Annotated in this window: 13 protein-coding genes; 8 read left to right on the plus strand and 5 right to left on the minus strand. The window is 71.1% G+C overall.

The genetic code is table 11. From position 1 onward, the window contains the following. The first annotated feature begins 14 nt into the window (after positions 1 to 14). On the plus strand, positions 15 to 662 hold the full coding sequence (locus tag OU416_RS11340) for a TetR/AcrR family transcriptional regulator (RefSeq protein WP_270926850.1): 648 nt from the start codon (positions 15 to 17) through the stop codon (positions 660 to 662). Between the two features lie 97 nt (positions 663 to 759). Here OU416_RS11340 and OU416_RS11345 read toward each other — a convergent pair whose 3' ends face one another. Next, the gene (locus OU416_RS11345) at positions 760 to 1593 is read right to left on the minus strand and encodes a MaoC family dehydratase (RefSeq protein WP_270926851.1); all 834 of its coding nucleotides are present in this window, start codon (positions 1591 to 1593) and stop codon (positions 760 to 762) included. A gap of 15 nt (positions 1594 to 1608) precedes the next feature. Then, complete coding sequence (locus tag OU416_RS11350) at positions 1609 to 2946, minus strand: 3-oxoacyl-ACP reductase (RefSeq protein ID WP_270926852.1); 1338 nt, start codon at positions 2944 to 2946, stop codon at positions 1609 to 1611. A 96-nt stretch (positions 2947 to 3042) separates the two neighbouring features. Here OU416_RS11350 and OU416_RS11355 point away from each other — a divergent pair, with 96 nt between their 5' ends. Beyond that, the gene (locus tag OU416_RS11355; RefSeq protein WP_270926853.1) at positions 3043 to 4323 is read left to right on the plus strand and encodes an acetyl-CoA C-acetyltransferase; all 1281 of its coding nucleotides are present in this window, start codon (positions 3043 to 3045) and stop codon (positions 4321 to 4323) included. Between the two features lie 174 nt (positions 4324 to 4497). On the opposite strand, the gene OU416_RS11360 is transcribed toward OU416_RS11355, so the two are convergent. Both OU416_RS11360 and OU416_RS11365 read right to left on the minus strand, forming a co-directional pair. Continuing rightward, the gene (locus OU416_RS11360) at positions 4498 to 5262 is read right to left on the minus strand and encodes a class I SAM-dependent methyltransferase (protein ID WP_270926854.1); all 765 of its coding nucleotides are present in this window, start codon (positions 5260 to 5262) and stop codon (positions 4498 to 4500) included. A 158-nt stretch (positions 5263 to 5420) separates the two neighbouring features. Beyond that, positions 5421 to 6707: a CoA transferase gene (locus OU416_RS11365; RefSeq protein ID WP_270926855.1), complete on the minus strand. Its 1287-nt coding sequence runs from the start codon at positions 6705 to 6707 to the stop codon at positions 5421 to 5423. 223 nt (positions 6708 to 6930) lie between these two features. On the opposite strand from OU416_RS11365, the gene OU416_RS11370 reads away from it, so the two are divergent. After that, positions 6931 to 8121 carry an ATP-binding protein gene (locus tag OU416_RS11370; protein WP_270926856.1) on the plus strand — a complete coding sequence of 397 codons (1191 nt, stop codon included), beginning with the start codon at positions 6931 to 6933 and terminating at the stop codon, positions 8119 to 8121. Here the strand turns inward: OU416_RS11370 and OU416_RS11375 are convergent. Then, positions 8108 to 8503, minus strand: a complete 396-nt coding sequence (locus OU416_RS11375; RefSeq protein WP_270926857.1) for a hypothetical protein — start codon at positions 8501 to 8503, stop codon at positions 8108 to 8110. The genes OU416_RS11370 and OU416_RS11375 overlap by 14 nt on opposite strands. A 485-nt stretch (positions 8504 to 8988) precedes the next feature. On the opposite strand from OU416_RS11375, the gene OU416_RS11380 reads away from it, so the two are divergent. From OU416_RS11380 to OU416_RS11400, 5 genes are all read left to right on the plus strand, one after another. Then, positions 8989 to 9369 carry a YunG family protein gene (locus tag OU416_RS11380; protein WP_270926858.1) on the plus strand — a complete coding sequence of 127 codons (381 nt, stop codon included), beginning with the start codon at positions 8989 to 8991 and terminating at the stop codon, positions 9367 to 9369. A 94-nt stretch (positions 9370 to 9463) separates the two neighbouring features. Then, positions 9464 to 9982 carry a hypothetical protein gene (locus OU416_RS11385; RefSeq protein WP_270926859.1) on the plus strand — a complete coding sequence of 173 codons (519 nt, stop codon included), beginning with the start codon at positions 9464 to 9466 and terminating at the stop codon, positions 9980 to 9982. Positions 9983 to 10060: 78 nt separating this feature from the next. Beyond that, positions 10061 to 10411: a type II toxin-antitoxin system RelE/ParE family toxin gene (locus OU416_RS11390; protein ID WP_270926860.1), complete on the plus strand. Its 351-nt coding sequence runs from the start codon at positions 10061 to 10063 to the stop codon at positions 10409 to 10411. A gap of 17 nt (positions 10412 to 10428) precedes the next feature. Next, entirely contained in the window at positions 10429 to 10722 is a 294-nt protein-coding gene (locus tag OU416_RS11395) for a HigA family addiction module antitoxin (RefSeq protein WP_333779631.1), read from the plus strand. A 129-nt stretch (positions 10723 to 10851) separates the two neighbouring features. Next, positions 10852 to 12717: an NHL domain-containing thioredoxin family protein gene (locus OU416_RS11400; RefSeq protein ID WP_270927174.1), complete on the plus strand. Its 1866-nt coding sequence runs from the start codon at positions 10852 to 10854 to the stop codon at positions 12715 to 12717. The last annotated feature ends 258 nt before the right edge of the window (positions 12718 to 12975 follow it).

Genomic DNA, 12975 nt, shown 5'->3' on the forward strand with positions numbered 1-12975 from the left:
GCGTGCGAGGTGACATGGTTCAGGACAACGGCCGCCCCCGGTCGCGGCGCCTGCCGCGGGAGGTCCGCGAGCGGCAGATCCTGGACGCCGCCGTCGAGGTGTTCGCCGCGCACGGGTTCCACGCCGCGTCGATGGACGAGATCTCCGAGGTCGCGGGCATCTCCAAGCCCATGCTCTACGCCTACCTCGGGGCCAAGGACGAGCTGTTCGTGGCCTGCATCCGGCGCGAGGCCGCGCGGCTGATCGAGGCCATCGGCACCGCGGTGGAAGCCGGGCTCAACCCGGCCGAGCAGCTGTGGCGCGGGCTGCGGGTGTTCTTCGAGTACGTGCAGGCCAACCAGGCGGGCTGGACGGTCCTGCACCGGCAGGCCAACGTGCAGGGCGAACCGTTCGTCAGCGAGCTCTCCGAGTGGCGCGAGCGGGCGACCAGCCTGATCTCGGCGCTGCTGGCCCGCGCGACCGAGGGCTCGGCGCAGCCGATGCAGGCGGAGCAGACCGAACCGTTCGCGGCGGCGCTGGTCGGCGCGGGCGAAGCGCTGGTGGAGTGGTGGTTCGAGCACCCGGAGCACGCGGCCGACGGCATGGCGATGCGCCTGATGAACATGGTCTGGATGGGCTTCAGCGACCTCGTCGAAGGCCGTTCCTGGGCGCCGGATTCCTGATCGCCCTGCGGTTTTCGCTGGCCAAGTGCCGTGAGCGTTTTGTGGGCCTATAGCACCCCAAAACACTCACGGGCGACCACCTGCGGAAGTGCGGGGCTCAGCGGACGGTGCCGAGCAGGTGGGGCTTGCCGGAGCGGGCGCGGAGCGCGAAGTCCACACCGTCCGCCCGCCGGACCGCGAAGTCCACCGTGGAAGGAAGCAGCAGCGGCTTGCGGAACTCGACATCCACGGTGCACTGATCCGGCAGGCGTTCGGCGATGGCCGCCAGGCAGCGGGCCTTCGACCACATGCCGTGGGCTATCGCGCGGCGGAAGCCGAAGGCCTTGGCGGGCAGGGCGTGCAGGTGGATCGGGTTGCGGTCGCCCGACACCGCCGCGTACCGGCGGCCGATGTCGCCGGGCACCCGCCACTGCGCCGTCGGCTCCGCCGCGATCTCGGCCGGGCGTTCCGCCGCGGGCGCGGCGTCCGCGGGCTTCCCGCCGCGGCGCAGGTAGGTGCTGACCTCCCGCCACACCACCTCGCCCGCGACCTCGGTCTCGGTGATCACGTCGAACTGGCGGCCCTTCGGGTGCGGCCGCAGGTCGGCCAGCCGCACCCGCTGGGTCAGCCGGTCGGTCACCAGCAGCGGCCGCTCCTGGCGGATGCTGTTGGCCACGTGCACCAGTCCGACCAGCGGGAACGGGAACCCGGGATCGGTCATCAGCCGCACCGACAGGCCGAACGACAGCACGTGCGGGTAGGTGATCGGCAGCTCGTCGCGCAGCCCGAACCCGCACACGCGGTCGTACTCGGCGAGGTGGTCGCGGTCGATCGCGATGTCGCGCCGCACGTAGTCGGTGTCCGGCAGCCGGTCGCCGCGCCGCGCGGGCCCGGTCGCGACGGCCTTCGCGTACAGCGCGACCAGGGACGGTGCAGTGCTCACTTCAGGCATCGGCGTTCCCCTCGCTCAGGCGCCGAGCAGGCTCTGGCCGCAGACCCGCACGACGTTGCCGTTCACCCCGGCCGATGCGGGATTGGCGTACCAGGCGATGGTTTCGGCCACGTCCACCGGCAGACCGCCCTGGGACATGCTGTTCATCCGGCGGCCCGCTTCCCGCACGAACAGCGGGATCGCCGCCGTCATCCGGGTCTCGATGAAGCCGGGGGCGACCGCGTTGATCGTGGCGCCGCGGCCCGCGGCGATCGGTGCGGTGGACTGCACGTGCCCGATCACCCCGGCCTTGGAAGCCGCGTAGTTGCCCTGTCCGACGTTGCCCGCGATGCCGCTCATCGAGGACACCCCGATGATCCGGCCGCCCGGTCGCAGCGGGGAGCCGTCGGCGAGCAGGACCTCGTCGATCCGCTCCTGCGAGGTCAGGTTCACCGCGAGCACCGAGTCCCACTGCTGCTCGGTCATCCGGCCGATCGTCTTGTCGCGCGTGATGCCCGCGTTGTGCACCACGACGTCGAGCCCGTCGTGGCGCTGCGCGAAGTGCTCCGCGATCCGCTGCGGCGCGTCGTCGGCGGTGATGTCCAGCTGCAGCGTCGAACCACCGATGCGGTTGGCGACCGCGGCCAGTTCGCCGCCCTGCGCCGGGATGTCGAGGCAGACCACGTGCGCCCCGTCGCGGGCGAGGGTTTCCGCGATGGCCTCGCCGATTCCCCGCGATGCGCCGGTGACCAGCGCGATCTTGTCCCGCAGCGGCTTCTCCCAGTCGACCTCCGGCACCTCGGCCTGGCCGATGCGCACCACCTGGCCGGAGACGTAGGCGGACTTCGCGGAGAGCAGGAAGCGCAGCGTCGAACCGGCGGCGCCTTCAGCGCCTTCAGCGACGTAGACCAGCTGCGCGGTTGCGCCGCGCTTGAGCTCCTTGCCCGCGGTGCGGACGAAACCCTCGAGGGCGCGCTGCGCGGTCGCTTCCCGCGGGTCGATCAGGGTTTCCGGCGGCGTGCCGAGCACGATCACCCGGCCGCAGCGGTCGGTCTGCCGGATCGTCGGGCCGAAGAACTCGTGCAGCGCCCGCAGTTGTTCGCTGCTGCGGATGCCGGTCGCGTCGAAGACCAGCGCTGCGTAGCGCTCGCCTTCCGCGGGCGCGTCGTGGACCTGGGCCTGGACGTCCTTCGCGATGGCGGCGACGGCTTCACCGAGCCGACCGCGCGGTGCGCCGCCGAGCAGCACCGGACCGGAGACCACCGGGTCGCCCGGCCGGTGGCGGCGCAGCGGTGTCGGCGCGGGCAGGCCGAGTCGCTTGACGACCTGCCGCCCGAGCGCGGACGAGGTGAACTGCTGGTATCGGTCGGCCATTGCCACTCCCACGGATGTCCGGTAGCTCGACGTCTAACCTACCCGCGGGTAGGTTAGATTGACCAGGGAACATCGCAGCAACCAGGGAGTCAGGCCATGGCCACCGCTCGACGAGTCGCGATCATCGGCGGCAACCGGATTCCGTTCGCGCGGTCCGGCGGCCCTTACGCCCGCGCCGCCAACCAGGACATGCTGACCGCTGCGCTGGACGGGCTGGTCGCGCGCTTCGGCCTGCAGGGCGAGCGGATCGGCGAGTTCGTGGCGGGCGCGGTGCTCAAGCACAGCCGCGACTTCAACCTCGCCCGCGAGACCGTCCTCGGCTCCAAGCTGGACCCGCGCACTCCCGCGCACGACGTGCAGATGGCCTGCGCGACCGGGCTGGAAGCCGTGGTCTCGGTGGCCAACAAGATCGCCCTCGGGCAGCTCGACGTCGGCATCGCCGGCGGCGTCGACTCGGCCAGCGACGCGCCGATCGCGGTCAACGACGACCTGCGCCGCGTCCTGCTGCGCGCCAACCACGCCAAGACCGCGGCCGGCCGCCTCAAGGCGCTGACCGGTGTCCGCCCGCAGCACATCGTCCCGGAGATCCCGCGCAACGCCGAACCGCGCACCGGTCTTTCGATGGGCGAGCACGCCGCGAAGACCGCGCTGGCTTGGGAAATCGGCCGGGAAGCGCAGGACGAGCTGGCCGCGCGCAGCCACCAGCGGCTCGCCGCCGCCTACGAGCGCGGCTTCTTCGACGACCTGCTGACCTCGTTCCAGGGCGTGGCCCGCGACCAGAACCTGCGCCCGGACAGCACCGCCGAGAAGCTCGCCGAGCTCAAACCGGTGTTCGGCCGCGGCGAGGCCGCGACCATGACGGCGGGCAACTCGACGCCGCTGACCGACGGCGCCGCCACGGTCCTGCTGGCCAGTGAGGAGTGGGCGGCGCAGCGGCGGCTGCCGGTGCTGGCCTACCTCGGCGACGTGGTGTCGGCGGCGGTGGACCACGTCAGCGGCGACGAAGGACTGCTGATGGCACCGGCTTACGCGGTCCCGCAGCTGCTCGACCGCACCGGCCTCGGGCTGGGCGACTTCGACTTCTACGAGGTGCACGAGGCGTTCGCCTCGCAGGTGCTGGCGACGCTGAAGGCCTGGCAGGACCCGGAGTTCTGCAAGGACCGCCTCGGCCGCGCCGAACCGCTCGGCGAGATCGACCCGGCGAAGCTCAACGTGGTGGGCTCGTCCCTCGCGGCGGGCCACCCCTTCGCCGCGACGGGCGGCCGCATCGTGGCGACCCTCGCGAAGCTGCTGTCGGAGAAGGGATCCGGCCGCGGCCTGATCTCCATCTGCGCGGCAGGCGGCCAGGGCATGACGGCCATCCTCGAACGCCCCTGACGAGCGAATCCCTCCGAGGTGAAGGGCACCTTTCACCCACATAGTCGGCGAAAGGTGCCCTTCGCCTCGGAAAGGACGTTCCGCCATCGCTCCCGCACGGGTGGGCCACCGGATCGGGGGATGAGTGAAGGGCACCTTTCGCCAAATTACTTGGTGAAAGGTGCCCTTCACCTCTCATGCGTCGGTGGGGTTGCGGGCTTCGACGAGGGTGCGGGTGGCGTGGGCGGTGAACGGGCCGTTGCGCTGGATCTGCTCGTGGAGGTCGTGCAGGCGGTCGCGGTGGGCCTGGACCGTGAAGCCGGGGACCGTCCAGATCACCTTGCGCAGGAAGTAGATCACCGCGCCGACGTCGGAGAACTCCGCGCGCAGGCGCTCGCTGCGGATGTCCACCACCTCCAGACCTGCGGCTCGGGCGTCCGCGGCCTCCAGATCGGGGTGGCGCTTGTGGCGGGCTTCGGGCTGCGGGCCGAGGAAGTGCTCCACCAGCTCCCACATGGTTCCCGGGCCGACGTGCTGGGCGAAGTACGTTCCGCCCGGCTTCAGCACCCGCGCGATCTCCGACCACCACACGGTGGCCGGGTGCCTGCTCGTCACCAGGTCGAACGCCGCGTCGGCGAACGGCAGCGGCGGCTCGTCCGGATCCGCTACGACGACCGCGCCGAGCGGGTGCAGCAGCTCCGTCGCCACCGCGACGTTCGGCGGCCAGGACTCGGTGGCCACCATGACCGGCGGGAATCTCGGCACCCCGGCCAGCACTTCCCCGCCCCCGGTCTGGATGTCCAGCGCTGCGGACGCCAGCGCCAACCGCTGGCCGAGCGACCGCTGGTAGCCCCACGAAGGCCGCTGCTCGGTGGCCCGGCCGTCCAGCCAGGAGAAGTCCCAGCCCTCGACCGGCGCCGCCTCGGCCTCGGCCACCAACTCCTCGAACGAACGCGACATGCCCCCATCCTCCCGCCCAGCGCCACCGAATTTCCGCTCCGAGGCGGGCAGGACGTCAATTTCGCACGAAATTGACGTTCACCCGGGTGACGGTCAATTTCGCACGAAATTGACCAGGCCCTGGGTGACGGAGCGCGGTTCGGGGAGCGAGGGTGCGTTCACCAGGTGGGTTCGGCGGAGCCGTAGGGCTGGAGGAACGGCCAGGTGAGGGGTCGGCCGTCGAGGCAGCCTGGTGGGGCGACGGCGGTGATGCCGCCTGCCAGCGAGGTCAGCCACTGTTCGACGGTCGCCGGTACTGCCGGGTATTCGGTGCGGGGCTGGTCCATGAGCCAGTGCGCGGTGCGGGCCAGGGAGAGCTCCCGCAGCCAGGTCCCGCCGAGTTCGGACTGGCGGCGGAGGCCGTCCAGGACCGCTGCCGCGCAGAGGTAGCCCGTGCCGTGGTCGAGGAGCTGGCAGGGCAGCGCGCCCGGTCCGTCCGAAGTGGACTCGATGGCCGCGATCCCGGACGCCGCCTGCACGATGCTGTCGAAACCGCGCCGCTCGCCCCACGGGCCCGAATTCCCCCACGCGGACAGGGAGACCACCACCAGGCCGGGGTGCCGCTCGGCCAGCGACGCGAAGTCCAGCCCGAACCGGTCGAGCGCGCCCGGCCGGTACCCGTGCACCAGCACGTCCGCTCCGTCGAGCAGTTCGTGCAGCCTCGCGAGGCCTTCCGGCGAGCGGGCGTCGAGCACCGCGCTGCGCTTGCCGAGCAGCGCGTCGTGGCTGCCCGGTCGTTCCGGTCGGTGCGGCGGGTCGATGCGCAGGACGTCCGCGCCGAGCGCCGCGAGGAACCGGGTGCACACCGGGCCGGCGATCACCCTGGTCAGGTCGAGCACCCGGAACCGGCCGCGCCGGGGCGCCGCGCCGCCGACCTGGCGGGCGCTCACGAGCGGCTGCGCGTCCACGGCCTGCCCCTGCGGTTCGGCGCGCCACTGCTCGGGGCTGCGCACCGCGGCGGCGATTCCGCCGGCTCCGACCACGCGGGACTCCACCTCTCGCGCCGGTAGTTCCGCGATCGCCGACCCCACCGCGGCGACGTAGTCGGGCGCGCCGAGCGCGCGCACCAGGGCTTCGCGGTGCCACGGGTAGTTGCCGTGCGTCCGGACCCAGCCGTCGGCCGCTCGCCAGAACCGGGACATCGGCGCGAAGCCGTCCTGCGGCGGTCGGCCGTCCAGGCGGAAGTGCGCCTCGCTGCGCACCGCGGCGGCGACGTGCTCGGCGGCGAGTTCGGCCGGGCCTGCGGCCAGCAGCGCAGCTCCGATGCACGCGATCGCGGTGTCCTCGACGGGGAGCCTGGCCGCCAGGTGCCCGAGTCGCCCGGTCACGACCAGCTCGTCCGGACTGCGCTCGATGCCCAGCGCTTCCAGCGCACCTGCGAGTACCCGCCGCCATTCCGCTGCCATGCCCCAGATGGTCGGCGCACGGGCGCCGGAGCGCAGCAGCCGACGCGGAAGATCACAGTGCGGATCGCACCGTCTTGCGATCTATAGCTCCTCAGCTAGAAAGCCGGATAGAGCGCTCGTGGTGGATATGTCGACATATCGCCATGGAGATCGCAACACGCGCATGAGGATTTCTCGCCGAATATCGGGACAGCCCTAGACGGCTGGATACAGTCCGAGAGCTATGGACCCGGTTCGCAATCCCTTCGCCCCCGGCGCCGGGCAGCGGCCGCCCGAACTCGCCGGACGGGACCGCGAGCTCGACGCCTTCGAAGTCGTGCTCGAACGCGTCGCCCGAGGTCGGCCCGAGCGCAGCCTGGTGCTCACCGGCCTGCGCGGCGTCGGCAAGACGGTTCTGCTCGGTGAGCTGCGCTCGATGGCGCTGCGGCGCGGCTGGGGCGCGGGCAAGGTCGAGGCGCGCCCCGAGGCCGGGCTGCGGCGGCCGCTGTCCGCTGCGCTGCACCGCGCGATCCGCGACCTGGCCGTCCGGCACCGCGCGCCGGACCGCGTCGAGCAGGTCCTGGCCGTGCTCAAGGCCTTCGCGCTCAAGGCGAATCCCGACGGCGCCAAGCTCCGCGACCGGTGGCAGCCGGGCATCGACGTGCCCGCCGCGCAGGGCCGCGCCGACTCCGGTGACGTCGAGATCGACCTGGTCGAGCTGTTCACCGAGGTCGCGGAGCTGGCCGCCGACGTCGGCTCCGGGATCGCGCTGCTGATCGACGAGATGCAGGACGTGCCGACCGAGGACGTCTCAGCGCTGTGCGCGGCCTGCCACGAGCTGTCCCAGTCGGGGGCGCCGCTGGTGGTCGTCGGCGCCGGTCTGCCGCACCTGCCCGCGGTGCTGTCGGCGAGCAAGTCCTACTCCGAGCGGTTGTTCCGGTACGTGCGGATCGACCGGCTGGACCGCTCGGACGCCGACCGCGCGGTGCTCGCGCCCATCGAGCGCGAGGAAGCCGAGATCACCCCGGACGCCCTGGACGCGCTGTTCGACATCTCCGGCGGGTACCCGTACTTCGTGCAGTCGTACGGGAAGGCGACCTGGGACGCGGCGGTGCGCAGCGAGATCGGCGCGGAGGACGTGCGGCTGGCCGCGCCGGAGGCCGAATCGGAGCTGGCCGTCGGCTTCTTCGGCTCCCGCTACGAGCGGGCCACCCCGGCCGAGCGGGAGTACCTGCGGGCGATGGCGGAACTGGTGGAGGGCCGCGACGAACCGGCCCCGACCGCGTCCATCGCGCAGTACCTGGAGCGCCGCCCGTCCTCGCTGTCCCCGGCGCGGGACAGCCTGATCAAGAAGGGCCTGGTCTACTCCGGCGAGCGAGGGCTGATCGCCTTCACCGTGCCGCACTTCGGCCGCTACCTGCTCACGCAGGACTGAAGAACCGGTTGGCGGCGGGCCGGAACATCGCGATCATCGCCCCGACCACGGCGAGCACGTGCGCGACGCGCACGACGAGGAAGACCCAGCCGCTCGGCTCGGCGGGCAGCTCGATCCCACCGGCCAGCGCGGGTCCGACCATGCTCAGCAGGCCGACCCCGCCCAGCAGCACGGCCAGCGCGATGCGGACCCAGTTCCGGCCGTGGCTGAGCTGGAGGACCAGCGTCGCCAGCGCGGCGTAGACGAGCATCCGGATCGCGCCCGGCAGCAGCAGGTCTTGCAGCGAGGGCAGGACGTTGAGCAGCGTTTCCACGACACCGGCGCCGATTGCGATCAACCAGAGCAGTATCGAGGTCCGCACCGCTTCGGGCGTCTTCGGCATGATCCACCTTCCTGAGCGTTCCTAGGAGTGTGGACGCACGATCACCGCAGGTCATCAGGGGGAATCTGGATCTTGCCCCCTAGGGGATCGGGCTCTATACGCAAATCTAGCGATCTTGCTAGACGATCGGATACGGGTCGATCGAGCCCCGCCCGCCGGGGCACTTTAGCGTGACGTGGAACACATGTTTGTAAGGGTGTAACGAGCGGGCGGTGGGCGTCGATATGCATCATGACCCCGCGGTGCTGTCGGACCCCCGACCTGGCAGCATCGCGGGGCTTTCCAACTCCGGCACTTCTGCCGCCATCCAGTTCACATCTGCCGCACCCGGCACCCGTCCCGGGCACCGCTGCGCGAAGGGAGTTGAAAATGGAAATCATGATCGTCCTGCTCGGCGCCCTCGTGCCGGCCCTGATGGCCGCCCCCTACTACGTCCGGGACCGAAACCGGCGGTGATGTCGGTGGCGCCGGGCAGAGTGCCAGGCATGATCGTTCGAACGCTGGTGGAGATCGAACGCGCGATCCGGTCGTCCTGGGGCGCGGACACCTGCGCCCCCGAAGACCTCCCGCGCTGGCACGCCGGAAACCCGGCGCGCGGCCAGTGCGGGATCACCGCGATGGTGGTCAACGACCTGCTCGGCGGCGACCTCGTCCGCGGCGAAGTGCACGTCGACGGCCACTGGGTCGACTTCCACTGGTGGAACCGCTTCCCGGGCGGCCTCGAACTCGACCTGACCCGCGAGCAGTTCGACCCGGAGGAAGTGGTCGTCGGTGGCGTCGTGATCGAACGCCCGCCCGAGTTCACCCGCCTCCGCGAGGAGTACGAACTCCTGCGCACCAGAACCTTCGCCGCCCTGAACGCTTGACGCGAACAACCGGCGCGCAGCCGGAGGTTGCGGAAACGCGTCGGTGGGCGGGTATTCCTTGATCGGTGTCGGCGCGCGTACCTAATCTCCTCCCGTGACAGCCCCCCAGAGCTCCTGGTCGCAGCAGCCCTCGCCGCAGAACGACCGGCCGAAGCCCCCTTCGACGGTGGCCTTCGCGTCCTTGCTCGGCATCGTGGTGCCGAGCATCTCGGGGTTGCTGACGGTCATCAGCTACGTGACCGTCGCGCTGGAGACCATCAGGTACCTCGACAACAAGGTGGGCCCGCTGCTGTTCAACACGGCCAGCACCCTGGGCACCCTCGTGCTGGTCGGCCTGTGGGTGTTCTTCTCGCTCCGGATGCGCGCAGGCCGCGGCTGGGCTCGGACCACTCTCGCGGTCCTAGCCGGGATCTGGTTCCTCTACGCCGCTTTCGGCCTCTTCATGATGCTCAGGATGGCCGACTTCCAGCTTGGGGTGATCTTCGGCCGGGCGACCACGGTCACGGTCGTCCTCGAGCAGCTGATGGTGCTCATCGCCATGCCGCTGTTCCTCGCCCTGATCTTCCGCGCTCCCTCCAACCAGCACTTCACAACGCAGCGACCGACGACCTGATCACCTCGTTCCGCCCGCAACGCGCCCTGAACGCCCACCCGGAGGAGAAGCGGCCGAGCGGCTGCCAGCTTCGGAGCGGTGCGTGAGCAGGTGCAGGCCGCAGGACTACTGACGTTTGTCGTTACTGACGCAAGGCGTTACTATTTGAGTGTGATCCGGTCCTTCGCCGACAAACGCACACTGTTGATCTGGGAACGCCGCTGGGCCAGGCTGCACCCCGAAACGCAACGTCGTGCCTACATCAGGCTCGCCATGCTCAACCGGGCGGCCACCCTCGACGATCTCCGAGTGCCACCTGGCAACCGGCTTGAACAACTGAAGGGTGATCGTGCCGGTCAGTACAGCATCCGCGTGAACAAACAGTGGCGGATCTGCTTTCGCTGGACCGACGCTGGACCGGAAGCAGTCGAGTTCACCGACTATCACTGAGAGGGGAGGGTATGAACATGGACATCGTGATGCCACCCGTTCATCCCGGGGTGATTCTGCGTGAGGAGTTCCTCGAGCCGATGGGGATCACGGAGTACCGCCTGGCGAAGGATCTGGGCATTCCGCAGACACGGGTCAGCGCGATCACGCACGGCCGTCGGGGGATCACCGCGGACACCGGATTGCGTCTGTCGCGCTACTTCAGCATGTCCGAGGGGTTCTGGACCGGGTTGCAGGACGACTACGACCGGGCGATCGCCAAGGACAAGCTCGGCGACGCACTTGATTCGATCACGCCGATCAGTGCGTGATCGACGCTCAGCCCGGATGTCGCAGACCAGCGAATCAACCCCTGGTGCTCGGGATCGGAGGGCATCTCGTGGCGCGGGCCGTCCCGGGGAGTGGGACGCGGGACCCCGTTGGAACAGCTCCCGCACCTCGTGTTGTTGACTCCCGGTGTGAGTGAGCAGCAGAAACGCCGTGGTCGTGTCCGTGCCCCCGAACTGGTGGGTCGGCAGTGGTTGAACACCGGTGGGCAGGAGCTTCGGCTCAAGGACTTCCGGGGGAAGGTTCTCGTCCTCGACTTCTGGACGTTCTGCTGCATCAACTGCTTGCACGTGCTGGACGAGCTGCGGCCGTTGGAGGCCGAGTTCGCCGCCGAGGTCGTCACTGTGGGCGTGCACTCGCCGAAGTTCGAGCACGAGGCCGATCCCGCCGCGCTGGCCGCCGCCGTCGAGCGCTACGCCGTGCACCACCCGGTGCTCGACGATCCCGAGCTGACCACCTGGCAGAACTACGCCGTCAAGGCCTGGCCGACGCTCGTCGTGGTGGACCCCGAGGGGTACGTCGTGCACGTCGCCGCCGGTGAGGGGCACGTCGAGGCGCTGCGCAGCGTCATCACCGAGGTCATCGCCGAGCACGAGGCCAAGGGCACGCTGCACCGCGGCGACGGTCCCTACGTGCCGCCGGAGGCTCCCGAGACGACGCTGCGGTTCCCCGGCAAGGTCATCGCGCTGCCGAGCGGGAACCTGCTGGTGTCGGACTCGGCGAACCACTCGCTGGTGGAGTTCGCCGCCGACGGCGAGACCGTCGTGCGGCGGATCGGCACCGGTGCGCGGGGTCGGGCGGACGGGGCGGCTCCGGAGTTCTCCGAGCCGGGCGGGCTCGCGCTGCTGCCCGCGCAGCTCGCCGAGCAGGCCGGTTACGACGTGGTCGTCGCCGACACCGTCAACCACCTGCTGCGCGGGGTGCGGCTCGCGGACGGGCACGTCACGACCGTCGCCGGAACCGGTGAGCAGTGGCGCGACGGCAGCGACTCCGGTGCCGGGCTGGAGACCCCGCTGACCAGCCCCTGGGACGTCTCCTGGTGGGAGCCCGCCGGTGGTGTGGTGATCGCGATGGCGGGCAACCACACGCTCGGCCTGTTCGACCCGGTGTCCGGGGCGGTGCGGCGGTTCGCCGGGACCACCGTGGAAGGGCTCCGCGACGGCGCGGCCGAGGAGGCGTTCTTCGCCCAGACCTCCGGGCTGGCCGACGGCGGCGACCGGTTGTGGCTGGCCGACTCGGAGACCTCGGCGCTGCGCTGGGTCGAGGCCGCCGAGGGCGGGTTCGCGGTGCGGACCGCGGTCGGCACCGGGCTGTTCGACTTCGGGCACGCCGACGGCCCCGCCGACCAGGCGCTCCTCCAGCACCCGCTGGGCGTGGCGGTGCTGCCGGACGGCTCGATCGCGGTCTGCGACACCTACAACGGCGCGATCCGGCGCTACGAGCCGGCGACCGGCGAGGTCTCCACGCTGGCGACCGACGTGGCCGAACCGTCCGGGGCCGCGGTGGTGGACGGTGAACTGGTGGTGGTCGCCTCCGCCGCGCACCGGCTGGAGCGGCCGGTGCCGCCCGGCGTCGCCGCGCGGCTGGTCGAAGGGGCTTCGCAGCAGGTCAAGCGGCCTGCGACCGAGATCGCCCCGGGCGCGGTGGAGCTCGCGGTGGTGTTCACCCCGCCGCCCGGCACCAAGCTCGACGAGCGCTACGGGCCGTCGACCCGGTTGGAGATCAGCTCCTCGCCGGAGGGCCTGCTGCTGGAGGGCGCGGGCGTGGGCACCGACCTGACCCGCCGCCTGGTGCTGGCCGAGGGCTTCGAGCAGGGCGTGCTGCACGTGGTGGCGCAGGCCGCCAGCTGCGACGACGACCCCGCCGTCGAGCACCCCGCCTGCCGCCTGACCAGGCAGGACTGGGGCGTTCCGGTCAAGATCGCGGCATCCGGCCCGAAGCGCCTCCCGCTGGTGATGGGCGGCCTCGACACCGAGTGAACCGTTCGGTCGCTCCGGGCCGTGTGGAGTTCGGAGCCGGTGCGAACGGGCCGTCCGTCTCGGAGGGGGAGGCGAGGGCCCGTTCGCTCGGTGTCCTGCTCCTGGGGATTGCTCCACCTGAGTGACGAGGTGCGCGCGTTCCGTTCGCCGGATCGAGTGGTGCGCGGGTTCGCCGGGTACGGCGGGTCGTCGTCCCGCCCGGCGCGGAAACCTCGGGGATCCGGTGTGCGGTGCGTCGGAAGAACGGCCTTGACCTGC

This window comes from Saccharopolyspora indica (assembly GCF_027853965.1).
Taxonomy (GTDB): domain Bacteria; phylum Actinomycetota; class Actinomycetes; order Mycobacteriales; family Pseudonocardiaceae; genus Saccharopolyspora; species Saccharopolyspora indica.